This is a genomic window from Nonomuraea sp. NPDC003214, assembly GCF_053590035.1.
In genome coordinates this window covers 57600-81353 of the sequence record NZ_JBSFSX010000019.1, presented here as the reverse complement: position 1 = coordinate 81353, position 23754 = coordinate 57600, and the positions used below count along the sequence as shown (strand labels likewise).

General features: G+C 72.8%; 26 protein-coding genes. 11 read left to right on the top strand and 15 right to left on the bottom strand.

Going from position 1 to position 23754, the window contains the following annotated elements:
• Positions 1 to 15: 15 nt before the first annotated feature.
• The 3 genes from ACWDXC_RS39745 to ACWDXC_RS39735 all read left to right on the top strand — a co-directional run bounded on the left by ACWDXC_RS39745 (position 16) and on the right by ACWDXC_RS39735 (position 2542).
• A complete protein-coding gene (locus tag ACWDXC_RS39745) occupies positions 16 to 369 on the top strand; it encodes a ribosomal maturation YjgA family protein (protein ID WP_364167534.1) in 354 nt (117 codons plus the stop codon).
• A gap of 9 nt (positions 370 to 378) precedes the next feature.
• Complete coding sequence (locus ACWDXC_RS39740; RefSeq protein ID WP_449991234.1) at positions 379 to 915, top strand: type 1 glutamine amidotransferase domain-containing protein; 537 nt, start codon at positions 379 to 381, stop codon at positions 913 to 915.
• 97 nt (positions 916 to 1012) lie between these two features.
• Positions 1013 to 2542 (top strand): amino acid permease, encoded by a 1530-nt coding sequence (locus ACWDXC_RS39735; RefSeq protein ID WP_364167540.1) that lies wholly within the window; start codon positions 1013 to 1015, stop codon positions 2540 to 2542.
• A 16-nt stretch (positions 2543 to 2558) separates the two neighbouring features.
• Here ACWDXC_RS39735 and lipB read toward each other — a convergent pair whose 3' ends face one another.
• The 4 genes from lipB to ACWDXC_RS39715 form a co-directional block, all read right to left on the bottom strand.
• Positions 2559 to 3191: a lipoyl(octanoyl) transferase LipB gene (lipB, locus tag ACWDXC_RS39730; protein WP_219511782.1), complete on the bottom strand. Its 633-nt coding sequence runs from the start codon at positions 3189 to 3191 to the stop codon at positions 2559 to 2561.
• Positions 3192 to 3210: 19 nt separating this feature from the next.
• On the bottom strand, positions 3211 to 3393 hold the full coding sequence (locus ACWDXC_RS39725; RefSeq protein ID WP_049565582.1) for a PspC domain-containing protein: 183 nt from the start codon (positions 3391 to 3393) through the stop codon (positions 3211 to 3213).
• Positions 3394 to 3455: 62 nt separating this feature from the next.
• Positions 3456 to 3962, bottom strand: a complete 507-nt coding sequence (locus ACWDXC_RS39720; RefSeq protein WP_308126084.1) for an HAD domain-containing protein — start codon at positions 3960 to 3962, stop codon at positions 3456 to 3458.
• Entirely contained in the window at positions 3959 to 4879 is a 921-nt protein-coding gene (locus tag ACWDXC_RS39715) for an AraC family transcriptional regulator (protein ID WP_449991228.1), read from the bottom strand. Before ACWDXC_RS39715 ends, ACWDXC_RS39720 begins: the two co-directional genes overlap by 4 nt.
• 74 nt (positions 4880 to 4953) lie before the next feature.
• Between ACWDXC_RS39715 and ACWDXC_RS39710 the strand changes: the two genes are divergently transcribed.
• A complete protein-coding gene (locus ACWDXC_RS39710) occupies positions 4954 to 5760 on the top strand; it encodes an NAD(P)H-binding protein (protein ID WP_219511779.1) in 807 nt (268 codons plus the stop codon).
• On the opposite strand, the gene ACWDXC_RS39705 is transcribed toward ACWDXC_RS39710, so the two are convergent.
• Both ACWDXC_RS39705 and ACWDXC_RS39700 read right to left on the bottom strand, forming a co-directional pair.
• A complete protein-coding gene (locus ACWDXC_RS39705) occupies positions 5745 to 6488 on the bottom strand; it encodes a hypothetical protein (RefSeq protein ID WP_449991225.1) in 744 nt (247 codons plus the stop codon). The genes ACWDXC_RS39710 and ACWDXC_RS39705 overlap by 16 nt on opposite strands.
• Positions 6485 to 6973 carry a SigE family RNA polymerase sigma factor gene (locus tag ACWDXC_RS39700; protein WP_449991223.1) on the bottom strand — a complete coding sequence of 163 codons (489 nt, stop codon included), beginning with the start codon at positions 6971 to 6973 and terminating at the stop codon, positions 6485 to 6487. Before ACWDXC_RS39700 ends, ACWDXC_RS39705 begins: the two co-directional genes overlap by 4 nt.
• Before the next feature lie 181 nt (positions 6974 to 7154).
• On the opposite strand from ACWDXC_RS39700, the gene ACWDXC_RS39695 reads away from it, so the two are divergent.
• A complete protein-coding gene (locus ACWDXC_RS39695) occupies positions 7155 to 7985 on the top strand; it encodes an undecaprenyl-diphosphate phosphatase (RefSeq protein WP_449991220.1) in 831 nt (276 codons plus the stop codon).
• Here ACWDXC_RS39695 and ACWDXC_RS39690 read toward each other — a convergent pair.
• The 4 genes from ACWDXC_RS39690 to ACWDXC_RS39675 form a co-directional block, all read right to left on the bottom strand.
• Complete coding sequence (locus ACWDXC_RS39690; protein WP_449991217.1) at positions 7954 to 8712, bottom strand: hypothetical protein; 759 nt, start codon at positions 8710 to 8712, stop codon at positions 7954 to 7956. The two genes, ACWDXC_RS39695 and ACWDXC_RS39690, sit on opposite strands and share 32 nt — an antisense overlap.
• Entirely contained in the window at positions 8696 to 9319 is a 624-nt protein-coding gene (locus ACWDXC_RS39685) for an RNA polymerase sigma factor (RefSeq protein WP_449991215.1), read from the bottom strand. Before ACWDXC_RS39685 ends, ACWDXC_RS39690 begins: the two co-directional genes overlap by 17 nt.
• Before the next feature lie 223 nt (positions 9320 to 9542).
• Positions 9543 to 9950, bottom strand: a complete 408-nt coding sequence (locus ACWDXC_RS39680) for a hypothetical protein (protein WP_449991213.1) — start codon at positions 9948 to 9950, stop codon at positions 9543 to 9545.
• 17 nt (positions 9951 to 9967) lie between these two features.
• Positions 9968 to 11116: an MFS transporter gene (locus tag ACWDXC_RS39675; protein WP_449991210.1), complete on the bottom strand. Its 1149-nt coding sequence runs from the start codon at positions 11114 to 11116 to the stop codon at positions 9968 to 9970.
• Positions 11117 to 11179: 63 nt separating this feature from the next.
• On the opposite strand from ACWDXC_RS39675, the gene ACWDXC_RS39670 reads away from it, so the two are divergent.
• Genes ACWDXC_RS39670 through ACWDXC_RS39660 form a run of 3 tightly spaced genes read left to right on the top strand, consistent with a single transcriptional unit; the run spans position 11180 to position 14977 of the window.
• Positions 11180 to 11503: an ArsR/SmtB family transcription factor gene (locus ACWDXC_RS39670; RefSeq protein ID WP_449991207.1), complete on the top strand. Its 324-nt coding sequence runs from the start codon at positions 11180 to 11182 to the stop codon at positions 11501 to 11503.
• Entirely contained in the window at positions 11496 to 14333 is a 2838-nt protein-coding gene (locus tag ACWDXC_RS39665; protein WP_449991204.1) for an ATP-dependent helicase C-terminal domain-containing protein, read from the top strand. Before ACWDXC_RS39670 ends, ACWDXC_RS39665 begins: the two co-directional genes overlap by 8 nt.
• A complete protein-coding gene (locus ACWDXC_RS39660; RefSeq protein ID WP_449991201.1) occupies positions 14330 to 14977 on the top strand; it encodes a hypothetical protein in 648 nt (215 codons plus the stop codon). The genes ACWDXC_RS39665 and ACWDXC_RS39660 overlap by 4 nt, the downstream gene beginning before the upstream one ends.
• On the opposite strand, the gene ACWDXC_RS39655 is transcribed toward ACWDXC_RS39660, so the two are convergent.
• Positions 14954 to 16102, bottom strand: coding sequence for a threonine synthase (locus ACWDXC_RS39655; RefSeq protein ID WP_449991199.1), 1149 nt, complete (start codon positions 16100 to 16102; stop codon positions 14954 to 14956). The two genes, ACWDXC_RS39660 and ACWDXC_RS39655, sit on opposite strands and share 24 nt — an antisense overlap.
• A gap of 56 nt (positions 16103 to 16158) precedes the next feature.
• Between ACWDXC_RS39655 and ACWDXC_RS39650 the strand changes: the two genes are divergently transcribed.
• Genes ACWDXC_RS39650 through ACWDXC_RS39640 form a run of 3 tightly spaced genes read left to right on the top strand, consistent with a single transcriptional unit; the run spans position 16159 to position 18645 of the window.
• Entirely contained in the window at positions 16159 to 17010 is an 852-nt protein-coding gene (locus ACWDXC_RS39650; protein ID WP_219511755.1) for an SPFH domain-containing protein, read from the top strand.
• On the top strand, positions 17003 to 17170 hold the full coding sequence (locus tag ACWDXC_RS39645) for a hypothetical protein (RefSeq protein ID WP_197093811.1): 168 nt from the start codon (positions 17003 to 17005) through the stop codon (positions 17168 to 17170). Before ACWDXC_RS39650 ends, ACWDXC_RS39645 begins: the two co-directional genes overlap by 8 nt.
• Positions 17171 to 17190: 20 nt before the next feature.
• Positions 17191 to 18645, top strand: coding sequence for an amidase (locus ACWDXC_RS39640; RefSeq protein ID WP_375072493.1), 1455 nt, complete (start codon positions 17191 to 17193; stop codon positions 18643 to 18645).
• Positions 18646 to 18681: 36 nt separating this feature from the next.
• Here the strand turns inward: ACWDXC_RS39640 and ACWDXC_RS39635 are convergent, their stop codons facing one another.
• The 4 genes from ACWDXC_RS39635 to ACWDXC_RS39620 form a co-directional block, all read right to left on the bottom strand.
• Positions 18682 to 19527, bottom strand: coding sequence for an aldehyde dehydrogenase family protein (locus ACWDXC_RS39635; RefSeq protein WP_449991195.1), 846 nt, complete (start codon positions 19525 to 19527; stop codon positions 18682 to 18684).
• Positions 19520 to 19717, bottom strand: coding sequence for a hypothetical protein (locus tag ACWDXC_RS39630; RefSeq protein WP_219514479.1), 198 nt, complete (start codon positions 19715 to 19717; stop codon positions 19520 to 19522). The genes ACWDXC_RS39635 and ACWDXC_RS39630 overlap by 8 nt, the downstream gene beginning before the upstream one ends.
• Complete coding sequence (locus ACWDXC_RS39625; RefSeq protein WP_219514487.1) at positions 19707 to 21167, bottom strand: aldehyde dehydrogenase family protein; 1461 nt, start codon at positions 21165 to 21167, stop codon at positions 19707 to 19709. Before ACWDXC_RS39625 ends, ACWDXC_RS39630 begins: the two co-directional genes overlap by 11 nt.
• A gap of 98 nt (positions 21168 to 21265) precedes the next feature.
• Complete coding sequence (locus ACWDXC_RS39620) at positions 21266 to 23644, bottom strand: family 20 glycosylhydrolase (protein ID WP_449991192.1); 2379 nt, start codon at positions 23642 to 23644, stop codon at positions 21266 to 21268.
• Positions 23645 to 23754 lie beyond the last annotated feature (110 nt).

Sequence of the window (23754 nt, the reverse complement as noted above, 5' to 3'; positions counted from 1 at the left end):
ACTAGTGTGTGCCCGGTGTCCCGTTTGCCCGTCGCCCTCGCCGCGCTGGTCACCATAGGTCTGGGCCTCGGCGTGCGCATGCTTTGGGACGGCCCGGTCCCCAAGTACGCCGGCGACGCGCTCTACACGGTGCTGATCTACCTGCTCGTGCTGCTGGCCCTGCCCCGCGTCCGCCCGTGGGCCGCCGCCCTGGTGTCGGCCGGGCTGAGCTGGGCGATCGAGTTCGCCCAGCTCGCGGGCATCCCGGCGGTGCTGCGCCCGCTGCTCGGCAGCACCTTCAACCCGCCCGACCTGCTCTGGTACGCGATCGGCGCGGCCCTGGCATGGGCCGGTCACACCTGGGCGTATAGATCGCGGCCTGCGGGATAGGGGGCAGGCATGGACAAGACCATCGCGTTCCTCGTGGCACCCGAAGGCGTCGAGCAGGTTGAGCTCACCGAGCCGTGGAAGGCCGTCAAGCAGGCCGGCGGCACGCCCAAGCTGGTCTCCACCAGCGCGGGCCAGGTCCAGGGCTTCAACCACCTCGACAAGGCCGACACGTTCGCCGTGGACGCCACGGTGGAGGAGGTGTCGCCCGCCGACTTCGACGGCCTCGTGCTGCCCGGCGGCGTCGCCAACCCCGACTTCCTGCGCACCGTGCCGCAGGCCGTCGCGTTCGCCAAGGGCTTCTTCGACGCCGGCAAGCCGGTGGCCGCCATCTGCCACGCGCCGTGGACGCTCATCGAGGCCGACGTGGTGCGGGGCCGTACGCTCACCTCGTGGCCGAGCCTGCAGACGGACCTGCGCAACGCCGGGGCCACCTGGGAGGACCGGGAGGTCGTCGTGTGCACCGGCGGCCCGAACAAGCTGGTCACCAGCCGTAAACCGGACGATCTGAAGGCGTTCTGCCAGGCCACGGTCGACGCGTTCGGCTGACGAGATCGAAACTCTTCTGTAACTCCTTGCTCGCGCGGAGGAAATGGTCTAGACGTAGACCAAAAGAGCGTCCTCCGCGCCCCCCAGGGAGACCTCAGTGACCACAGAAGAGGATTCCAGGCGACTCGCCGAGCTCGGCTACAAACAGGAGCTGGCCCGGACCTGGAGCGGTTTCTCCAACTTCGCGATCTCCTTCTCCATCATCTCGATCCTCGCCGGCTGCTTCACGACCTTCGGACAGGCCTGGAACAACGGCGGCCCCATCGCCATCTCGTGGGGCTGGCCGCTGATCTCCCTGTTCATCCTGATCATCGGCTTCTGCATGGCCGAGCTGGTCTCCGCCTACCCGACGGCGGGCGGCATCTACTGGTGGGCCGCCAAGCTGGGCAAGCCGATCCACGGCTGGTTCACCGGCTGGCTCAACCTCATCGGCCTCATCGCCGTCACCGCCTCCGTCGACTACGGCTGCGCCACGTTCCTCAACATCACGCTCACCCGGCTGACCGGCGGCGCCTGGGAAGGCACGCTGCCCCAGGCGTTCCTGCTGTTCGTGATCATCCTGGTGCTGCACGCGCTGATCAACATCTACAGCCACCGGCTGATCTCGCTGCTGCAGAACATCTCCGTCTGGTGGCACGTCGCCGGCGCCGCGGTCATCGTCGCCATCCTCGTCTTCGCCCCCGCCCAGCACCAGTCCGTCGGCTTCGTCTTCACCGAGACGATCAACAACTCCGGGTTCGGCGACGGTGACGGCGGCCTGCCCTTCTGGCTGTACGTGCTGCCGCTCGGCTTCCTGCTCACGCAGTACACGATCACCGGCTTCGACGCCTGCGCGCACGTGTCGGAGGAGACCCAGGGCGCCGCCAAGACCGCCGCCCGCGGGCTCTGGCAGTCGATCTTCTACTCGGCGATCGGCGGCTGGATCCTGCTGCTGGCGTTCCTGTTCGCGGCCACCAACGTGGACGAGATCAACGCGCAGGGCGGCTTCGTCGGCGCGATCTTCACCACCGCGCTCTCCTCACCGCTGGCCACCGCGATCTTCGCGATCTCCACGATCGGCCAGTTCTTCTGCGGCATGAGCTGCGTGACCTCGATGTCGCGGATGACGTACGCCTTCTCCCGCGACGGCGCGGTGCCCGGCTGGCGGCTGTGGTCCAAGGTCGACCGCAACCGCACCCCGGTCAACGCCATCCTGGCCGGCTGCGCGGTGGCCGCCCTCATCACCCTGCCCGCCCTCTACGCGCCCGCCGGGCTCACCACGCCCGTCGCCTTCTACGCCGTCGTGTCGATCGCCGTCATCGGGCTCTACCTGGCGTTCCTCATCCCGATCTGGCTGCGGCTGCGCATGGGCGACCGCTTCGAGCCCGGGCCGTGGACGCTCGGGCGCCGCTACAAGGCGCTGTGCTGGATCGCCTGCGTCGAGATCGCCATCGTCTGCGTGTACTTCGTCATGCCGTTCTCGCCCGCGGGCGTGCCGGGCAACGCGGACTTCACCTGGACGTCGGTCAACTACGCGCCGATCGCCGTCGGGGTCGTGCTGGTCGGCATCGCGCTGTGGTGGGCGCTGTCGGCCAGGCACTGGTTCACCGGGCCTCGCCGCACCGTCGACGAGGTCCCGGCGGAATGACGTACTGAATGCGTGGTCAGGCCGCCTCGAACGAGGCGGCCACGGCCGCGCGGACCTTGTCCATCGCGGTGTCGCCCAGCTCGCGCTTGAGCGAGGTCATGTCGACGTCCGGCATGCCGCAGGCGACCGCCCAGTCCCACGGCGTGAGGTCGCCGTCGACGTTGAGGGCGAAGCCGTGGCTGGTGACGCCGCGGCTCTGCCGCATGCCGATCGAGACGATCTTGCGGCCGGTCCGCGACGTCCACACGCCGGTGAGCAGCTCCGAGCCCGGCGGGGTGTCGCGGCGCTCGGCGGGCAGGCCGAGCGCGCCCAGCGCGTCGACGAGCCGCAGCTCGACCTCGCGCACGTAGTCGACGATGCCCTCGTCCTCCCCCAGCTTGACGACGAGGTAGCCGACGAGCTGCCCCGGGCCGTGGTAGGTGAGCTGCCCGCCGCGCCCGGTCTCGACGACCGGGATGCCGCGCGACGGGTCGGGCAGGTGCGCCGCCGGGGTGCGGCGGCCGACGGTGTAGACGGACGGATGGCTGAGCAGCCAGAGCGTGTCCGGCCGCTCGTCCCGTTGGCGCTCGCCGACGAGGTCGGCCATGCGCTCCATCGCCTTGTCGTAGTCGACGAGCTCGTCCTGGATGAGTGTCAGCGGCCTTGCCATGCTTCGAGCATAGGCGGGACTAGTACTTCTTCGGCTCCTCGGGGACGAGGATCCACATGATCGCGTAGACGACCCACATCGGCCCGGGGAAGAGCGAGAGGATCAGCCAGATGATGCGGACGAGGGTGGGCGGCAGGCCCATCTTGTCGGCGAGACCGCCGCAGACGCCGGCCAGGATCCTGTGCTCTCGTGAGCGGTACATCGTGTCCTCCGTGTGGTTACGTTCTGACTGGTCCAACGGACGACCGCGCGCCGCCTATCCCGTCAGGGCCCCTGAGAAAACCCTGTAAGGGTCAGCCACTCCCGGGCCAGCGCCAGATGTTCGCTGGTCAGGCCGCGTGCGGGAGGCACGTGGACGAGCAGGAAGTCGTCCAGACCCTGATGAGCCCTGAGATACTCCTCGTCCTCCTTGAAGACCTGGTCGTCGAACCAGACGAAGGGCCGCCTGCCCACGTAGTCCGCCACGTAACGGGTCTTGAACATCTCGCCGTGCCGGCTGCCCCGGTCGGGCCCCAGCGGGACCACCGGCAGCATCGGCAGCCCCAGCCGGGGCGCGATCCACTCGTTGGCGTGCCGCTCCCAGGTGGTCGCCCAGGCCAGCTCGGAGCCGGTGCGCAGGGCGAGCTCCATCAGCCGGGGCCCGTGCCTGGGGTTGAGGTGCACCGTGTAGAGGATGTCGCCGATCGTGCACCGGTAGCGCCGGAAGTCGGGCGTGGCGTGCCCGGTGGGGTTGAGCACGCCGTCGACGTCCAGGAGCAGCAGCGGTTTCACGTGGCGGCCCCGGCCCGGTGCTCCTGAGGGCTGATGCCGCGCACCCGTTTGAAGGCGGCGCTCAGCGCGAACGGGCTGCCGTAGCCGACCTTGCGCGCCACCGAGCCGACCGTCGCGTCGGGCTCGCGCAGCAGGTCGGCGGCCAGGGCGAGCCGCCAGTCGGTGAGGAAGGCCATCGGCGGCTCCCCCACCAGCTCGGTGAACCGCCGGGCCAGCGAGGCACGCGAGACGCCCACCTCGGCGGCCAGCGAGGCGACCGTCCAGGGGTGGGCCGGGTTGTTGTGCAGCATGCGCATCGCCCGGCCCACGATAGGGTCACCGCTCGCCCGATACCAGCCCGGCGCCTCGTGCTCGGCGAACCACGAGCGCAGCGTCGAGATCAGCAGCAGGTCGAGCAGCCGGTCGAGCACCGCCTCCTGGCCGGGCTCGTCCCTGACCACCTCGGCGCCGAGCAGCGGGATCAGCGGCTCGCCCGGCTGCACCAGCAGCGGCGGCAGCGCGTCCAGCAGCCGCCTGCTGATCTCCCCCTCCATCAGGTAGGTGCCGGTGATCATCACGGTGCCGCCGTCGGGACTGTTGCCCCAGGTGCGCACGCCCAGGTCCATCGCCTGGTAGAGGGACTCGCCGTCCAGGGTGGTGCAGTGCTGGCCGGGGTGGATGACGATCTGCGGCTCGGTCTCGGGCTGGTCGGCGACCGTGTACGGGTCGGGCCCGCGGACGATCGCCACGTCGCCGGGCGCCAGGCTCACGAGCGCACCCCGTGACGGCACGATCCAGGCCGAGCCCCGTACCATCGCCACCAGCGTCAGCGGGGCCTCGTCCTGGATGCGGATCGACCACGGCGGGTCGAGGATCGAGCGGAGCAGGAACGCGCCACGGGCCCGCGGGCCGTCGAGCAGCGCTGCCAGATGGTCCATGAGTTAGACGATCGCATATGCCAACGCGCTTCTCAACCATGGATAGTCTCACCACGGCCGGGCTTAATGGAGGCATGACAATCCTGGTTACGGGCGGCACCGGCAAGACCGGCCGCCGGATCGCTGACAAGCTGACCGCTCTCGGCCACACCGTCCGGGTCGGCTCCCGCTCGGGGACGCCGCCGTTCGACTGGACCGACCGTGACACCTGGGCGCCCGCCCTCGCGGGGGCGGACGCCGCCTACCTCGCCTACCAGCCCGACCTGATCGTGCCGGGCGCGCTCGACGACATCCGCGCCTTCACCGAGCTGGCCGTCCGGTCCGGCGTGCGGCGGCTGGTGCTGCTGTCCGGCCGCAACGAGCCCGAGGCGCAGGCGTGCGAGCGGGTGGTGCGCGAGTCGGGCCTGGAGTGGACCGTCGTCACCTGCGGCTGGTTCATGCAGAACTTCACCGAGGGCTACCTGCTGGAGTCGGTGCTGGACGGCGCGATCGCGCTGCCGGCGCGCGAGGTGGCCGAGCCGTTCGTCGACGCCGACGACATCGCCGACGTCGCGGTGGCCGCGCTCGTCGAGGACGGCCACACCGGCAGGACGTACGAGCTGACCGGGCCGAGGCTGCTCACGTTCGCCGACGCGGCGGCCGAGCTGTCCAAGGCCACAGGAAGGGAGATCGCCTACATCCCGATCACGATGGAGCAGTACGCGGCCGGCGCCGCCGAGCACGGGGTCCCAGGCGACGTCGTCGCCATGCTGACCACGCTGTTCACCGAGGTGCTCGACGGGCGCAACGCCTACGTGGCCGACGGGGTGCGCGAGGCGCTGGGCCGGCCGGCGCGGGATTTCACCGACTTCGCCGCGGCCTGGGCTCAGTCCACGTCGTAGACGCCGGCCATCCACGCCCCTGGCTGGGCGCCCAGCTCGCCGGCGAGCTGGAGCGCGACGTCGTAGCGGACCAGCTCCCCGGCGACGTACCGGCCGTCGCACATGCCCTTGTCCTTCTCCGGCAGCGCGCAGCCGTCCAGCGCGACCTCCGTGATCAGCGGCGTCGGGGGGAACACCCACACCCGGACGGACTGCTTCCTGTCCGTCCAGTCACGCGGCAGCTCCCCCGCGCGGAACGTGTGACGGGCCTGCCCGCCGGCGCACCTGGTGACCCGGCCGGCGCCGTTCACCGACGAGACCGTCCAGCTCGCCTCGTCCTCGCAGGTGAAGACCACGGTGGTGCCGGAGCTGGTGGGCTTGACCTTCACGTCGTTGCCGATGGCCGACCTGTCGGCCCCCACGCCGCCGATGCTGACCAGGTCGCCGAGCCGGGCCGGCGGGTGGTCCCGCCCGATCACCAGGTCGCGGACGGGCGCGTCCGGCCCGCCGCTCCGGCCCGTGACGGACGGCTGGGCGGCCGGTGCCGGAGCCGGGGCGGTCGCCGGGCCCGGCAGCAGCCACAGCACGGCGGCCGCGGCGGCCCCTGTCAGCGCCGCGCCCACCCCCCAGCGCACCAGCAGCATCCGCCTGCCCCGCCGTACGATCCTCGTCACGTCCGCCGTCCTTCCAGGCACGTACGCCGTCAGCTCCGCGAGCAGGTCGCGCAGTTCGTCCTCGGTGTAGGTCATCGCCCCGCCCTCGTGAGCCGCACGGCCGGATGGACCCGCAGCCGCGTCAGGGCGCGGCCGAGCTGGGTCTTGACGGTGCCGAGCGAGCAGCCGAGCACCGCCGCGCACTGCGGCAGCGTCAGCCCCTCGAAGTAGTGCAGGACGACCACCGCCCGCTGCCGGTCCGACAGCCCGCGGATCGCCGCCCACAGCGCGTCCTTCTCCGTCACGTCGCGGGTGAAGTCGCCCGGCGCCGCCGCCTCCGGCACCCGTTCCACCGGCACCTCGCCGCGCCACCGCCTGCGCCACCAGGACGCGTGGGCGTTGGTGAGGATGCGGTACACGTACGGGTCCGGATCGCCCTCGATGCGCCGCCAGGCCGTCCAGGCGCGGGCGAGAGCCGTCTGCACCAGGTCCTCGGCCGTGGCCCAGTCGCCCGCGAGCAGGTAGGCCGTGCGGCGCAACCGCACGGACCGCTGCGTCACGTATTCGGCGAAGGAGTCCATCACCGATCATTACTCGGCCGTGGCCACAATCGGCCGACACCGTTCGTCATGAATTTTCGTGAACCGTCGGGTGAACATGGGCTGTCCTCCTCGCCTGGACGTTTCGCGGGGCCCTCCGGCGGTCCCCGTTTCCGCTAGCCTCACCTCGTTCACTCCGGTGGTTCCTGGGGAAGGTGCGCACGTGATCGGCTGGATGGAAGCAGTGGTGCTGGGGCTGCTGCAGGGGCTCACGGAGTTCCTGCCGATCTCCTCCAGCGCGCACATCCGCGTCGTCTCGGCGTTTCTCGGCTGGGACGACCCGGGGGCGGCGTTCACCGCCGTGATCCAGCTCGGCACCGAGGCGGCCGTGCTGATCTACTTCAGGAAAGAGCTCTGGGAGATCATCTCCACCTGGACGCGCTCGCTGTTCAAGCCCGAGCTGCGCGATCACTTCGCCGCCCGCATGGGCTGGTACGTCATCGTCGGCACCATCCCGATCGGCGTGCTCGGCCTGGTGCTGAAGGACCAGATCGAGGGCGCCTTCCGTGACCTGCGCCTGGTCGGCACCACGCTCATCGTCTTCGGCATCATCCTGTGGTTCGCCGACCGCACCGCGCGCAACAAGCTCACGCTGGAGAAGCACCTCAACGTGACCCACGCGGTCGTCTACGGCTTCGCCCAGTCGCTGGCCCTCATCCCCGGCGTCTCCCGCTCCGGCGGCACGATCACGGCCGGCCTCCTGCTCGACTACCGGCGGGAGGCCGCGGCCAAATACTCCTTCCTGCTGGCCATCCCGGCCGTCCTGGCGTCGGGGCTGCTGGAGCTGGCCGAGATCGGCAACGGCGACGCGCCCGACTGGGGGCCGACGATCCTGGCCACGGTGATCTCGTTCATCGTCGGCTACGCGGCGGTGGCCTGGTTCCTGCGCTACATCAGCACCCACCGCTTCACCGGCTTCGTGATCTACCGCATCCTGCTCGGCGTCTTCGTCATCCTCGCGGTCAGCCTGGGCTGGATTCCGGTCCAAGGGTGATGACGTCCTCGCCGAAGACCACCCGGTAGACCCCCTCGCACACCTCCTCCGACATGCTGCCCACGACCTCGCCCAGGCCGGACGGCCACACCGTCCCGGCGTCCCAGACGACGCCGTGCAGCAGGTCCGGCGACATCAGCCGCAGGTCGGACAGATCCGCTCCCGACACGTCCAGGGCGGCCCCGGGCTCGGCCGCGCCGGGCAGGTCGGCGGCGAGGTCGCCCGCGTCCGACAGGCCGCGCGCGATCGCCACGATCAGCGTGTCCAGCGGCGGCCGTGCCACCAGGGCGCCGGGCGAGCCGCCCCCGCGCCGGGGATAACAGGCGAGCGCGACCGCCACCGCGCGGGCCAGCGCCACCGTGAGCGCCCGGAGCAGGTCAGGGGTCCGGCTGAGATCGCCCGACCTGGCGCTGTCCAGAGCGCGGTCGACGGCCTGCGTCAGCTCGTCGGCGCGCGCGTCGCGGAACGACGCGGCCAGGGCCCGGGCGTGCGCGTCCGCCCGCGTCAGGGACCTCTCGATCTCGCGCAGCCGCAGCCGCGCGTGGAAGAGCTCGGCGGCGGCCGGAGGCGGCGGCTGCACCGCCGGGCGGATCTCCAGCATGGAGTTGAGCAGGCCGCCGACATCGGTGTGCGCGCGCACGTACGCCAGCAGGTCGGCGTCCGCCTGGTCGAGCAGGTCGTCGAGCTCCTCGTCGGTGAGGGGGAGGTCGTCACGGTGATCGGTCATGGGACGCGGCCCCCTTCCGGGTCCGATACTCCGCGAGCCGGTACCTGAGCACGACGCGCGCCTTCTTGACCAGGTCCGCGGCCTGCTGCTCCGTCAGCCCCAGAGCGGCGGCGACGGCGGAGTTGGGCTGGTCGTCCATCCGGTACCGGATGGCCAGCCGCTGGTCCGGCGGCAGGTCCCGCAGGGCGGCCAGCACGTCCACGGCGGGGCCGATGAGGTCCGCCGGATCGTCGGCGCGCGCGGCCGTCTCCGGGACGTCGGCGACCGGGACCGTGCTCACCCGCCGGCGGCTCTCCCCCGGCGGGCGGCTCAGGCACCGGCCGGCGACCTTGAACATCCAGCCCAGCGGCTCCTGAACCCGCGCCCACGCCTCCGGCTCGCTGTTGATCAGCCGCCACGCCTGCGTGAACGCCTCCTGCGCGGCGTCCTGGCTGTCGGCGAGCGAGGCGCCGCCGCGCATCAGGAAGCGGATCACCCGGCTGTGCTCCCGTGCGGCGAAGTCGACGAAGTCGGCGCGCATGGCCTGCACCCGGGTGCTCATCGCCGTGGCCGGGGCGTCCCCTGGAACGGCCTGCGGCGGCCGGGGACGTCGTGGCGGCTCGATCACCGCGTCGCTGCCCGGCGGTCACGCGCCGGGCCTGGCGCTGTCGATGTCATGTCCGTTCGCCCTTTCTCGGTCCACGTCTCATGAGGTTCATGAGGTTCCGACATAGAAAGGTGGGCGAGAACGAGCATGATCGGGAAGTGCGCCGGAAGCGTCCGGCATGACAGAAGTCAGCCGCGTTGCTACAAATCAGCTCCGGTAGCGGAGGTTTCTGCACCCGTGCCGTTCAGGAAGCGGACTTCTGTGCCGTGAAGTCCGTTCGCGGGTAGCGGCTGGCCAGGCAGAAGACGACGGCGAACAGGACCCAGGCGGTGACGAAGGCCAGCGGGTGGGCCCAGGCGTCGCCGATGAGGTCGGCCAGCATGGCGCGTCCCTCGAAGTAGGTCACCAGCCCGGCGATCGCCCCCGGGACGGCCCCCCACCAGCGCTTCCACCACACCTCGTGGACCAGGACCTCGTACCCGACCAGCATGATCGGGCCGAGGAGCAGCGGGCGCAGGCCGGCGGAGCCGGAGAGGAACGTCACCGCGAGGATGATCACGACGGCGCTTCCGCCGGTGAGGAGCACCATCAGCCCGAGCGGGGCGGGTTCGTCGCGGGGGTCGGTCTGCGGAGGGGCGGGGGTATCAGACACCGGGACATTCTTCCCCATCACCCCACGGTCTGCGGCACGCTTTCACGTTCGGCGGCGGGCCTGTAGGTGGCCAGCGTGAACAGCACCGAGACGGCCCCGATCGCCGTGGCCAGGGCGATCACCCCGGCCCTGCCCCACCCGTCGAGCGCGAGGCCGCCGGCCACGCCCGCGACGACGAGGCCCGCGTACTGGGCCGAGGAGAGCAGGCCGAGCCCGACCGGCACGTTGCCCGGCAGGACGGAGACGATCCGATACTGCTGCGCCGGGGCGATCAGCCAGCCGAGCGCGCCCCAGAGCAGCGCCCACAGCAGCCCGACCGGCAGCGCCAGGTTCGCGACCGGGATGAGCGCCAGGAACACCGTGGACGCGGCCAGCCCGATCAGCACCATGCGGCGCGGCCCGTACGCGTCGGTGAGCCGGCCGCCGAGGTGGCTGCCCACGATCGCGCCGATGCCCCATGCCCACAGCACGACCGGCAGCGGCAGGTCGATCAGCGACCCGATGTAGGTGTAGGCGGTGAACCCGGCGCCGAACATCAGCAACTGCGTCGTCAGCACCGCCAGCACCCGCCGGTCGGCCAGCGGCGCGAACCGCTCGGCCAGCCGGCCCGAGACGGCCGTCCGCACGTCGGGCACCAGCGCCGCCACCCCGGCGAACCCCAGCACGCCCAGCCCCGTCACCAGCCAGATCGTCGTCCGCCACCCGGACGCCGTGCCCAGCCAGGTGCCGAGCGGCACGCCGATCGCCGACGACACGCTCAGCCCGCCCAGCACCACCGCCAGCGCCCGCCCCCGGTGCTCGGGCCTGGCCAGCGCGTTCGCCACGCCCGACGCGGTCGGCGTGAACATGGCGGCCCCCGCCGCCGCCAGCACCCGGGTCGCCATGAGGAGGGGGTAGGTCGGCGCGAGCGCCGTCAACGCGTTGCCGAGCACGAACACGCCCAGCGCGATCAGCAGCAGCCTCTTGCGGGGCAGCCGCGCGGTCACGGCGGCGAGCACGGGCGACAGCACCGCGTACGCCAGCGCGAACACGGTCATCAGCTGCCCGGCCGCCGCGGTGGAGACGTTCAGGTCGCCGGAGATGGGCGCGAGCAGGCCGGCGGTGACGAACATGCCGGTGCCGACGGCGAAGTTGCCGGCGGCCAACGGGTAAAGGGGACGATTCACTCCACACACGCTGAAGCATTGTTGGATAGTTGTCAAACAATAAAATTGGGTATCGTGTCGGGTATGCGCCTGCTTCCGCACCCGGCCACCGACGACATCCAGCTCACGGAGGTTCTGCGCGCGCTGTCCGACCCGATCCGGCTGGAGATCGTCGCCCGGCTGGCCGCGTACGGCGAGATGACCTGCACCGTCGCCGGCGACTCGCTCGGCGTGCACAAGTCCACCGCCTCGCACCACTACCGCACCCTGCGCGAGGCCGGCCTCGTCCTCACCAAGCAGGAAGGCAGGCTCAAGTACATGAGCCTGCGGCGCGACGACCTGGAGGCCCGCTTCCCCGGCCTGCTCGACTCCGTCCTCCTCGCGACACCCGTGGGCGGGCATGCCTGACCTGCCCATCCACGACGTCCTGCCCGACCTGCTCGCCGCCCTCGACCGCGACGGCAGCGCCGTCCTGACCGCACCGCCCGGCACCGGCAAGACCACCGTCGTCCCGCTCGCCCTCGCCGCCACCGGGCTGCGCGTGCTCGTCGCCGAACCCCGCCGCCTCGCCGTACGCGCCGCCGCCCGGCGCATGGGCGTCAGCTACACCATCCGCGGCGAACGGCACACCGGCGCCAACCCCAAGGTCGAGGTCGTCACCACCGGCGTCCTGCTGCAACGCCTCCAACGCGACCCCGAACTGCCCGGCGTCGACGCGGTCATGCTGGACGAATGCCACGAACGCCACCTCGACGCCGACACGGCGCTGGCGTTCCTCCTCGACGTACGCGACACCCTCCGGCCCGAGCTGCGCCTCATCGCCACCTCCGCCACCGCCGACGCCGGCCAGTGGTCCCGCCTGCTCGGCGACGCCCCCGTCGTCCGCGCCACCGGCGCCACCCACCCCGTCGAGACCGTGTGGGCGCCACCGCCCCGCCCCGTCTCCCCTCCGCACGGGCTGCGCGTCGACCCCGCCCTGCTCGCCCACGTCGCCCAGACCGTACGCCGCGCGCTCGCCGAACGGGACGGCGACGTGCTGTGCTTCCTGCCCGGCGTCGGCGAGATCGGCCGGGTGGCCGCCATGCTGCCCGGCGTCAACGTGCTCCAGGTCCACGGCCAGGCCCCCGCCCGCGTCCAGGACGCCGTCCTGTCACCCGGCACGTCCCGGCGCGTCGTGCTGGCCACCTCCGTCGCCGAATCGAGCCTCACCGTGCCCGGCGTCCGCGTCGTCGTCGACTCCGGGCTGGCCCGCGAACCCCGCACCGACCACGCCCGCGGCCTCGGCTCCCTCACCACCGTCCGGGTGTCCAGGGCGTCCGCCGACCAGCGCGCCGGACGCGCCGGCCGGGAAGCCCCCGGGACCGTCTACCGGTGCTGGTCCGCCGCCGAGCACGAACGCCTCGCCGAACACCCACGGCCCGAGATCGCGCTCGCCGACCTCACGGCCTTCGCCCTCCAGGCCGCCTGCTGGGGCAGCACCGACCTCGCCCTCCTCGACCCGCCGCCGCCCGCCGCCCTCGCCGCCGCCCTCCGCACCCTCGCCACCCTCGGCGCCGTCGACCTCGCCGGCCGCGTGACGGCCCACGGCCGCCGCATGGCCCTCGCCGGCGTCGAACCCCGCCTCGCCCGCGCCCTCCTCGACCTCGGCCCCGGCGCCGCCGAAGTGATCGCCCTGCTGTCCGAGCCCCTCCCGCGCGATGCCTCCGACGACCTCGTCGAAGTCTGGCGCTCCGCCCGCCGAGGCAACGACCCCTTCACCACCCGCTGGCGCCAAGAAACCCGCCGCCTGACCGCCTCCCGCCCACCCTCCACCCCCACCGAAGCACCCCCGCCCCCGAGGAAGGGCGGAGGGGTTGCGCCCCCTCGCCGCCAGGCGGCCGCCCCCTCCAGGGGAACCCCACCCACCGAAGCGGCCCCGCACCCCGAGACGCCCGGACGGCCTGCGGCGGGCTCCCGCCCGGGAACGGCCTCCGGGGCGGCAGTCCCGCCGGGTGGCGCGGCCTCGGGGGCGGCGGCCCCGCACCCCGGGGCGGCCGGGCGGGCTGCGGCTGGCTCCCGGCGGGGAACGGCCTCAGGGGCGGCAGGCCCGCCGGGTGGCGCGACCGGTTCCTCCAGAGCGGCCTCCGGGGCTGCGGCGGCCCCGCCCTCCGAAACGGCCCCGACGTCCGGGACGGCCACCCCCTCCGAGGGGACCCCGACGTCCGGGACGGCCACCCCCTCCGAAGCGCTCCCGCACCCCGGGACGGCTGGACGGGCTGCGGTGGGCTCCCGGGCTACGGCGGGTGCCGGGGGAGCCGGTTCCTCCGTTGAGGCGGTGGCGGGGGTGGCGGTGGCGTTGGCGTTCCCTGAGCGGGTGGCGCGGCGCCGGGGCGGCGGGTATTTGATGGCGTCCGGCACGGAGGCGCAGCTCGGGGAGGGGTCGAGGCTGGCGAGCGCGCAGTGGCTGGCCATCGCCGTGGCGGACCGTCAGGCGGGGGCGGCGTCGGCGCGGATCCGGCAGGCGGTGGCGATCGACGAGGAGATCGCCCGTCAGGCGCATCCGGTGACGGTCGAGGAGGAGGTGGCCTGGAAGGTCCCGCCGGGCAGCCGTCGCGGGGACGTGTCGGCGCGGGTGGTCGAGCGGCTGGGCGCGATCGAGCTGTCGAGCGCCCCGCTGCCGGATGCCGACGTGCGTGACGCCCTCCTGCACGGCCTGCGTACGGAAGAGGTGTTGACGTGGACGAAGGCGGCGCGCGCGGTGCGGGACCGGCTGGCGTTCTGCCATCGGGCGGTGGGTGAGCCGTGGCCGCCGGTGGATCGGCTGGTGGAGCTGGCGGATCGGTGGCTGGAGCCGGAGTTGTCGAGGGCGCGGCGGCGGGCGGATCTGGAGCGGATCGACGTGGCGTCGGCGTTGCGCAGGCTGGTGCCGTGGAGTGAGCGGCTGGAGGTGACGGCGCCGGAGCGGGTGGAGGTGCCGTCGGGGTCACTGGTGCGGCTGGACTATTCGGGTGAGCAGCCGGTGCTGGCGGTCAAGTTGCAGGAGTTGTTCGGCTGGGTGGAGACGCCGCGGATCGCGGGGGTGCCGTTGCTGGTGCATCTGCTGTCTCCGGCGGGGCGTCCGTTGGCGGTGACGGCGGATCTGGCGTCGTTCTGGCGGGACGGCTACCGTTCGGTGCGGGCCGAGATGCGCGGCCGTTATCCCAAGCATCCGTGGCCGGAGGATCCGTTCACGGCGACTCCTACGAAACGGACCAGATGATCAGCCAGGCTGCCGCCCTGAACAATGCCGAGTGGTGTGACGCGCTGTGCCGCGCGCACGGGCTGCCGGGGGTGTTCTCCGAGAGGGTGTGGACGAACCCGGTCCGGACGCCGATCTTCTACCCGGACGCGGTCACGCTGTCGCCGGAGGCGACGGCGGCCGAGGTGCTGGCGGGGATCGACGCGGGGCCGGGGGCGTCGGTGAAGGACAGTTTCGCGACGCTGGATCTGGCGGCGGCGGGGTTCGGGGTGCTGTTCGAGGCGACCTGGATCCATCGGGCGGCCCCTGGTCCGGGTGACGTGCGGGGCTGGGCGGTGGTGCGCGAGAAGGACGAGCTGGCAGCCTGGGCCGAGGCGTGTTTCGACGGCGAGCAGCCGGGGCTGTTCCCGGGCGGGCTGCTCGGCGAGGAGGACGTGGCGATCCTGCGCGGCGAGGACGGCGGGGCGGTGCTCAACCTGTCGCGGCGGGCCTCGGTGGTGGGGGTGTCGAACGTGTGGGGCGAGGCCGCCTGGCCGGGGGTGGTCGCGATGGCGGCGGCGCTGTTCCCGCGCCTGCCGCTGGTCGGGTACGAGCCGGACCCGGCTCCGGCGGTGGCGCACGGCTTCGTCCCGGCCGGGCCGCTACGCGTCTGGCTGAAGCGCTGATCCGACGCCGATGTCCTTGAAGCCGCTGGACGTGGCGACGCAGACCACGGGCCCGTCGAACTCCTGGCGCAGCTTGCGGTAGCCGGCCAGCCCGGCGGCGCCTGACAGTTCCTGCCAGAGCCCTTGGCGGGCCAGGTCGCGCTGGGCGGCGCGGAGTTCGGCGTCGGTGACGGCCAGCGCGCCGCCGCCGCTGTCGGTGACGGCGCGGACGCCCCGGTGCCCGCCGACGGTGCAGGCGATCCCGTACGCGTCGGTGGGGGTGATGTCGACGACGGCGGCGGGCGCGCCGGTGGCGAGGGCGCGGGCGTTGGGCCCGCCGGCGGCCGGTTCGCAGGAGAACATGCGGGGCGCGGCGGGGACGACGCCGAGCCGTACGAGCTCGGCGAACCCTTTCCACACCCCGTACAGCAGCTCGCCGTAGCCGGTGGGGGTGAACACGGCGGCCGGTGCGCGCCCGAGCTGGGCGTGGAGCTCGTAGGCGATCGTCTTGTAGCCCTCGGCGCCGTAGGGGTGCCCGGTGTGGGTGACGGTCTGGTTGCTGACGGGGTGGTAGCCGAGCCGGTCGACGATGTCGCGCAGCATGGGCCAGCGCTGTTCGACGGGCACGGTGTGCACGGTGGCCCCGTACGCGCGGACGAAGGACTGGACGGCGGGCGGCGAGTCGGCGGAGGCGAGGACGATCGCGGGGAGTCCGGCGCGGGCGGCGTAGGCGGCCGCGGCGGCGCCGTGGTTGCCGGAGGAGGCGACGACGACGCCGGGCGCGTTCTCGGCGAGTGCGGCGCTGACGGCGACGCGGTTGAGGCGGTCCTTGTGCGACCAGGTGGGGTTGCGGGACTCGTCCTTGACGTGGACGCCGCAGAGCTCCAGGAGCGGGGTGCCGCCTTCGCCGAGGGTGGGCGCGAGCAGCGGCGGGAGCAGCGGCTGCCAGCGGGCGATGTCGGGCAGGGCGGGCTGGTCGAACAGGTCGCCGGGCACGCGGGCGTAGTCGTAGTCGACCTCGACGGGGTAGGCCAGCTCGGCGGTGCTGGTGCGGGGGCAGCCGCGGGTGAGCGGCGGGCGGAGCGGATAGCCGATGGTCGGGTCGCCGAGGGAGCGCTGGCCGGTCGCCAGGGATCGCACGTTCACGTCACGAGACTAGATGAGCTATCGTGGTGATATCACTTCGATAGCAAGGGGTCGCGATGGAACGACGTGCTTTCCGCATCAACGGTTTCGTGGTGCTGCTCGCTCTGCTGCTGCTCGGCGGCATCGTGGCGGCCGTCTGGCTGCCGGGCGGCCCGGAGTCGCTGCTCGCGCCGGGCATCGGCTGGCTCGTGCTGGCGGCGCTGCTCTCCACCGGCTTCACGGTGGTCAACCCGAACGAGTCCAAGGTCGTGCAGTTCCTCGGGCGCTATGTCGGGTCGGTGTCGGAGGCCGGGTTCCAGTGGGTGCTGCCGTTCACCACCAAGCGCATGGTCACGCTGCGGGTGCGTAACTTCGAGACGACCAAGCTCAAGGTCAACGACGCCGACGGCAACCCGGTGGAGATCGCCGCCGTGGTCGTCTACCGTGCCGTCGACACGGCCAAGGCGGTGTTCGCCGTCGACGACTACGAGGAGTACGTGGCCATCCAGTCCGAGGCCGCCGTGCGTCACCTGGCCACCAGCCACCCGTACGACTCGCACCTGCCCGAGCGCACCAGCCTGCGCGACGGCGCGGAGGTGGCCACCGAGCTCACCGCCGAGCTGCGCGACCGCACCGAGCTGGCCGGGATCGAGGTGCTGGAGGCCCGCATCACGCACCTCGCCTACGCGCCCGAGATCGCCCAGGCGATGCTGGTCCGCCAGCAGGCCGGCCAGGTGGTCGCGGCCCGCACCCGGATCGTCGAGGGCGCGGTGGGCATGGTCCAGCTCGCGCTCGACCGGCTCGCCGCCGAGGGGGTCGTCGACCTCGACGAGGAGCGCAAGGCGCAGATGGTGTCCAACCTCCTGGTCGTGCTGTGCGGCGACCGGGCGACGCAGCCGGTGGTGAACGCCGGCAGCCTGTATGCCTGAGCGCAAGAAGCTCCTGCTGCGCCTGGATCCGGCCGTCTACGACGCGATAGCCAAGTGGGCGGCCGACGATCTCCGCAGCGTCAACGCGCAGATCGAGTACGCGTTGCGGCTCGCTCTCAAACAGGCGAGCAGGGAGCCGAAGTCTCGCAACGAAGAGTAGAAACCGCCACACTCTAGAACATGTTGTGGGCAGGCAGATCCGCCATCGAGATCGCGGCGGCCGTACGACAGGGCGAGGTCGCGGCCACCGCGGTCGTCGAGGAGCACCTCGCGGTGATCGCGGAGCGGGATCCGCGGGTGGGTGCGTTCCGGCGGGTGCGCGAGCAGGCGGTGGCGGAGGCGCGGGCCGTCCAGGAGCGGCGCGACCTGTCGGAGCTGCCGCTGGCCGGGGTGCCGGTGGCGGTCAAGGACAACGTGGAGGTGGCGGGCGAGGCGACCCGCCTGGGCTCGGCGGTGACCGCCGACTCCCCCGCCGCCGCGGACCACGAGGCCGTGGCCCGGCTGCGCGCGGCCGGCGCGGTGGTGATCGGCCTGACGAACCTGCCCGAGCTGGCCCTGGTGGCCTTCGGCGACAGCGCGTACGGCACGGTCCGCAATCCCTGGGACCGCTCGCGCACGGCGGGCGGGTCGTCGTCGGGGAGCGCGGCGGCGGTCGCGGCGGGGATGGCGCCGATCGCGCTCGGCAACGACGGCATGGGCTCGCTGCGCATCCCGGGGGCGTGCTGCGGCGTGCTGGCGCTCAAGCCGGGCGCCGGGCTGGTCCCGGGGCCCACGGACGACTGGCGCGGCCTGTCGGCGAACGGCCCCATCGCCGTGCACGCCGCCGACCTGGCGCTGACGTTGTCGGTGCTGGCCGGGGACCCGTCGCTGGCCGAGTCGTGGCGCAGCGGCCGCCGGGCCGAGCCGCGCCGGCCGATGCTGCGCTCGGTGTGGGCGGGCGACGACGGCGTGTGGGAGCCGCCACCGCCGCACGACAGCCCGGAGCCGTTCGACCTGCGGGTGGCGTACGCGCCGCAGCCGCTGCCCGCCGGGCTGCCGGTGGACCGCGAGTTCCGGGCGGCGGTGCGCGGGGCCGCCGAGACGCTGCGGGTGGCCGGGCACACGATCGTCGAACGCGACCGCCGCCTGCCCGCCTGGCTGGGCCCGGCCACGGTCGCCACCTGGCTCTGCCGCGCCGCCGACACCGTGCGGGCCGTCGCCGCCACGGCGGCCGACCGGCGGCGGCTGGAGCGCCGCACCCGGGCGCTGGCCCGCGCCGGCCGGGTGCTGGCCAGGCTCGGCCTGGACGGCCGCCGCGGCCGGGACCGCTGGGCCGGCTACGGCGCCGACCGCTGGTTCGGCGACGCCGACGTGCTGGTCATGCCGGCCCTCGCCGCGATCCCGCCGCGCGCCGACCGCTGGGGCAGGCGCGGCCTGGTCCGCAACGTGCTGGCCAACGTCGGGTACGCGCCCGCGACCGGCCCGTGGAACATGTGCGGCTGGCCCGCCATGACCGTGCCCGTCGCCACCCACTCCAGCGGCCTGCCGATCGGGGTCCAGCTCGTCGCCCCGCCGGGCGGCGAGCCGCACCTGCTCGGCCTGGCCGCCCAGCTCCAGGCGGCCCATCCGCCGATCCGCCCGCCCGGCCTGTCCTGATGACGCCAGGCCGGCCCGGCGAGCGGACGACGAGCGTCAGACGCCCAGCGGGTGCCAGACGGTCTTCGTCTCCAGGAAACGGGTCATCCGCCCCAGCCCCGGGTCACCGCGCCAGTCCTCGGCCCGGGGGCGCAGGACGCGCTTGAGGTTCGCCGCCGCCTCCTGCTCGCAGCGCAGCGCCAGCTCCGGCTCGGCCACGCCGGTCAGGTCCAGGCCGTTGACGTCCATGTGCGCGGCCAGCCAGGGCGCGATCTCCGCCTGGCGCCCGGTGAGGATGTTGACCACCCCGCCCGGCAGGTCGGACGTGGCCAGCACCTCGGCCAGCGTGATCGCCGGCAGCGGGGCCGGCTCGGAGGCGACGACCACGCACGTGTTGCCGGTCACGATGACCGGCGCCACCACCGACACCAGCCCGAGCAGCGGGTCGGCGGGCGCGACGACCGCGACCACCCCGGTGGGCTCCGGCGACGACAGGTTGAAGTACGGGCCCGCGACCGGGTTGGCGGTGCCGTGCACCGAGCTGATCTTGTCCGACCACCCGGCGTACCAGACGAGCCGGTCCACGGCCGCGTCGACGGTCTCCAGCGCGGCCTTCCGCCCGCCGCCGAGCTCGTCGGCGAACTGGGCGCGGCGGCCCTCCAGCATCTCGGCGATCCGGTAGAGGATCTGGCCCCGGTTGTAGGCGGTGGCTCCCGACCAGCCGGGGAACGCCTTGCGGGCGGCCGACACCGCGTCCCTGGCGTCCTTGCGGGACGCGCGCGAGGCGTTGGCGAGGAAGTCGCCCTTGGGCGAGGTCACGGGATAGGACCTCCCACTCTCCGAGCGCGGGAACGCCCCGCCGATGAACAGCTTGTAGGTCTTGCGGACGGCCAACCTACTCATCGCCGCGCCCCCTCCACATGATCTCCTGGGACATCTCGACCGGCACGAACACCTGGCCGCACCGGCTCACGCCGCAGCGGTGGGCGTACCAGCCGGTGCGCACGGGACGCCCGGCGCGGGCGAAGGCATGGCCGCGGGTCGCCAGGGCACGGCGGGCCCTGCGGCGGCGGCTCCGGTGCTCACACGTCAAGGTAGGCCTCCAGCCCGAGCAGGCCGCCCTCGCGCCCGTAGCCCGACTCCTTGTAGCCGCCGAACGGCGAGGTCGGGTCGAACCGGTTGAAGGTGTTGGCCCACACCACTCCCGCGCGGAGCCGGTCGGCCATCCACAGGATGCGCGACCCCTTCTCCGTCCAGATGCCGGCGGACAGGCCGTACGGGGTGTTGTTGGCCTTCTCGACGGCCTCGGCCGGAGTCCGGAAGGTGAGCACGGACAGGACCGGGCCGAAGATCTCCTCGCGCGCGATCCGGTGGGACTGCGCGACGCCGGTGAACAGCGTCGGCGGGAACCAGAAGCCCTTGTCGGGCAGCTCGCACGCGGGCGACCAGCGCTCGGCGCCCTCGGACTCGCCCAGGTCGGACAGGCGGCGGATCTTGGCGAGCTGGTCGGCGGAGTTGATCGCGCCGATGTCGGTGTTCTTGTCGAGCGGGTCGCCCAGCCGCAGCGTGCCGAGCCTGCGCTTGAGCGCGGCCAGCAACTCCTCCTGGATCGACTCCTGGACGAGCAGCCGCGAGCCCGCGCAGCACACGTGGCCCTGGTTGAAGAAGATGCCGTTGACGATGCCCTCGACGGCCTGGTCGAGCGCGGCGTCGTCGAAGACGATGTTGGCGGCCTTGCCGCCCAGCTCCAGCGTGAGCTTCTTGCCGGTGCCGGCGACGGACCTGGCGATGAGCCGGCCGACCTCGGTGGAGCCGGTGAAGGCGACCTTGGCCACGTCGGGGTGGGAGACGACGGCGGAGCCGGTCTCGCCCGCGCCGGTGACGATGTTGACGACGCCGGGCGGCAGCTCGGCCTGCCGGCAGATCTCCGCGAACAGCAGCGCGGTCAGCGGCGTCGTCTCGGCCGGCTTGAGCACGACCGTGTTGCCGCACGCCAGCGCGGGCGCGATCTTCCAGGCGAGCATGAGCAGCGGGAAGTTCCACGGGATGACCTGCCCGGCCACGCCCAGCGGCCGGGGGTCGGGGCCGAACCCGGCGTAGCCGAGCTTGTCGGCCCAGCCCGCGTAGTAGAAGAAGTGCGCCGCCACCAGCGGCAGGTCCACGTCGCGTGACTCGCGGATCGGCTTGCCGTTGTCGAGGGATTCCAGCACGGCCAGCTCTCTGGCGCGCTCCTGGACGATGCGGGCGATGCGGAACAGGTATTTGGCGCGCTCGGAGCCGGGCAGCGCGCTCCAGCCGTCGAACGCCTTGCGCGCGGCCCGCACCGCGCGGTCGACGTCGTCGGCGGAGGCCGTGGCGACCTCCGCCAGCTTCTCCTCCGTGGCCGGGTTGACCGTCTTGAAGGACGGCCCTGAACCGTCCACGAACTCGCCGTCGATGAACAGCCCGTAGGAGGACTTGAGATCGACGATGTCGCGCGACTCGGGCGCCGGGGCGTAGTCGAACACCGGCCTCTCGGGCACCGTCCGTTTCGGCGTTGCCATCATCGATCCAGAGTGAAGTATCGGAGCATCACAACTGCCAGCGTAGACGGTCATATGCACTGCTCCGAGGGGCCCGGCGCGGGGCCCCTCGGAGGTGCTCAGCGGACGGTCACCGTCACCCGTGCCTCGACCGGCGCCTCACCTGGCACGCGGACCGAGAGCGTGCCCGTGTAGGTCCCCGGCTCGTCGAAGGCGCGGGCCGAGGTCGCGGTGAACGCGGCGTTGATCCGCATGTCGGGGATGCTGGCCTCGCGGGTGGTCGTCAGCGTGACGTCCTCCTGCCGCCCGTCGCTCCACACGACGCCCGCCTTCAGGTCGGCGGCGGCGCGGCCGGGGGCGGTGACGGTCCAGGTCGCGCCGGACGGCTGCCCGGCGGCGACGGTCACCGGCTCGGCCAGCGCCTCCGTCCGCCAGGCCACGTCGGCCGTGGGGAAGAAGTTCGTCCCCTGGACGGTGAGCCTGCCGCCGGCCTTAAACAGGCGGGTGCGGAAGTCGGTGTAGTCGCGCTGCGCCTGCGGCGTCCAGCCGGCCTCGGCCGTGGCGATCAGCCGGGGGAAGCTGTAGTACTGCGCCTGGCCGACGCGGCGGATGAACTCGCCCCACAGCGCCGTCTCCACGCCCAGCACGCTGCTCTCCTGGATGCCGGGGATGTAGGCGCCCGGGTCCCAGTTGTAGTGCCGGTCCAGGCCGCACGCGCCGCCGCACGCCCAGGTGCCGCCCTGCGGCTGGCGAAGGTCCTGCTTCTGCGGCACGTACGTGTGCGGCGCCGGTGACAGGACGACCTTGGCGCCCCGGCCGTTGACGGCGTTCGCCACGGCCTGGCGGTTGCCGTTCCAGAACTGGACGACGGCGTTGTCCTGCGGCAGCGCGGTGCCGGCGTACTCGTTCCAGCCGGCGACGGTCTTGCCGAGCGCCGCGACCTCCTTGGTGAACGCGTCGACCATCCTGGTGTAGTCGGCGTGGCTGGTGACGTGCGCCTCGTCGCCGCCGATGTGCAGGTAGGGGCCGGGGGTCAGCGCGGCGATCTCGGTGAGCACGTGCTTGACGAACTCGTACGTGACCGGGCTGTCCGCGTCGAAGGAGGAGTAGCCGACCGCGCCCGTGCCGTTGTGCGGGACGGTGGTCTGGCCGGGCTGGAGCTGGGGCCGCGCGCCCGGGGTGTTGAGCTGCGGGATGGAGTGCAGGGCGGCGTTCGTGTGACCGGGCATGTCGATCTCGGGGATGACCGTCATGCCGTTCTCGGCCGCGTAGCGGATGATCTCGGTGTAGTCGGCCTTGGTGTAGAAGCCGGTGATGCCCGGCTCGGTGCCCCGGTCGGTCATCGCGGTGGCGCCGCTGACCTCGGTGAGCAGGCCGTAGTCGATGCCGGACGGGTTGTCCGCCGGCTGGTCCACGGCGATGCGCCAGCCCTGGTCGTCGGTCAGGTGCAGGTGCAGCCGGTTGACCTTGAACTGGGCGGCGGCGTCGATATAGGTCTTGACCTCGCTGACCGGGTAGAAGCTGCGGGCGACGTCGAGCATCATGCCGCGGTGCGCGAAGCGCGGGTGGTCGGTGATCGTCACCGCGGGGATCGTCCAGGCGGCGGCGACGGGGGTGTCCGATTCGATCCACTGCGGCAGGAGCTGGCGCAGGGTCTGGACGCCGTTGAGCGCGCCGGCGGCCGTCGAGGCGCGCAGCGTGACCTGCCGGGGCGTGACGGTGAGCGTGTAGCCCTCGGCCTCGTGGCCCTGCGGGCCCTTGCCGTCGCCGACCTCGACGAGGATGGGCGCGGGGCCCCGGCCGTTGCGGACGACGGGCAGCCGGTAACCGGTGGCCGGGCGCAGCGCGCGGGCCAGATACTCGGCGGGGGCCTGGGCGGCGGCGCCGGAGGCGAGCACGCGGGTGTTCCGGTGCAGCGCGAACGGCTCGCCGCCGGTCTCCTCGACGGACACCGGCTTGGGCAGCAGGCCGAGCGTGGGCGCGGGCGGAGCCGGCGGCGCGTCCCAGATCTCGAACTCGGAGATCGAGTACCCGTAGCTCGACCAGCGCTGGCGTCCCTGCATGCGCACGTACGCGACCGGCTCGGCGGAGCGCACCTCGATCACGTCAGTCCGCGGGCAGGTGTCGCGCCGCACCGAGGCCACGTCGGTCCACGACGCGCCGTCCGCGGAGGTCTGCAGCACGAAGTCGCGGGCGCAGGCGTTGGGCCAGGTCAGCTTGACGTGGTCGACGGTGGCCGGCTGGGCGAGCTTGACCTGGACCCAGTTGTCGTCCTGGTACTTCGACGACCAGCGGGTGGCGGTGTCGCCGTCGTTGACGTGCGCGGCGGCGAAGTCGGCGCGGTCGAGCTCGACGCTGGAGGCGGAGGCGGCGCCCGCGAGGGCCAGGTTGGCTGGGGCGGCCTGGGTGGCGGCTTGGGCGGGGGCCGCGAGCAGCGTGGCCGCGAGCGCGGCTGTCAGCGCCGCCGCGAGGCGACGGCGGGGACGGGTGGGGGGCATGAGGCTCCTTTCGGTAGCCCAGAGTGTGAGCCGCCTCACCCAATTACGTCAAGACTCTCAACATTAATAAGCGATCTCCCCCATACCGGCACCCTTGGTCCGGGCATATG

Coding starts and splice junctions, on each gene's coding strand:
- ACWDXC_RS39700 (WP_449991223.1), bottom strand. CDS start 6,973: ATGGACTCCTTCGCCGAATACGTGACGCAGCGGTCCGTGCGGTTGCGC.
- ACWDXC_RS39625 (WP_219514487.1), bottom strand. CDS start 21,167: ATGGCAACGCCGAAACGGACGGTGCCCGAGAGGCCGGTGTTCGACTAC.
- lipB (WP_219511782.1), bottom strand. CDS start 3,191: ATGGCAAGGCCGCTGACACTCATCCAGGACGAGCTCGTCGACTACGAC.
- ACWDXC_RS39650 (WP_219511755.1), top strand. CDS start 16,159: ATGGAACGACGTGCTTTCCGCATCAACGGTTTCGTGGTGCTGCTCGCT.
- ACWDXC_RS39740 (WP_449991234.1), top strand. CDS start 379: ATGGACAAGACCATCGCGTTCCTCGTGGCACCCGAAGGCGTCGAGCAG.
- ACWDXC_RS39670 (WP_449991207.1), top strand. CDS start 11,180: ATGCGCCTGCTTCCGCACCCGGCCACCGACGACATCCAGCTCACGGAG.
- ACWDXC_RS39640 (WP_375072493.1), top strand. CDS start 17,191: ATGTTGTGGGCAGGCAGATCCGCCATCGAGATCGCGGCGGCCGTACGA.
- ACWDXC_RS39725 (WP_049565582.1), bottom strand. CDS start 3,393: ATGTACCGCTCACGAGAGCACAGGATCCTGGCCGGCGTCTGCGGCGGT.
- ACWDXC_RS39705 (WP_449991225.1), bottom strand. CDS start 6,488: ATGACCTACACCGAGGACGAACTGCGCGACCTGCTCGCGGAGCTGACG.
- ACWDXC_RS39715 (WP_449991228.1), bottom strand. CDS start 4,879: ATGGACCATCTGGCAGCGCTGCTCGACGGCCCGCGGGCCCGTGGCGCG.
- ACWDXC_RS39660 (WP_449991201.1), top strand. CDS start 14,330: ATGATCAGCCAGGCTGCCGCCCTGAACAATGCCGAGTGGTGTGACGCG.
- ACWDXC_RS39710 (WP_219511779.1), top strand. CDS start 4,954: ATGACAATCCTGGTTACGGGCGGCACCGGCAAGACCGGCCGCCGGATC.
- ACWDXC_RS39690 (WP_449991217.1), bottom strand. CDS start 8,712: ATGACCGATCACCGTGACGACCTCCCCCTCACCGACGAGGAGCTCGAC.
- ACWDXC_RS39645 (WP_197093811.1), top strand. CDS start 17,003: ATGCCTGAGCGCAAGAAGCTCCTGCTGCGCCTGGATCCGGCCGTCTAC.
- ACWDXC_RS39665 (WP_449991204.1), top strand. CDS start 11,496: ATGCCTGACCTGCCCATCCACGACGTCCTGCCCGACCTGCTCGCCGCC.
- ACWDXC_RS39620 (WP_449991192.1), bottom strand. CDS start 23,644: ATGCCCCCCACCCGTCCCCGCCGTCGCCTCGCGGCGGCGCTGACAGCC.
- ACWDXC_RS39635 (WP_449991195.1), bottom strand. CDS start 19,527: ATGAGTAGGTTGGCCGTCCGCAAGACCTACAAGCTGTTCATCGGCGGG.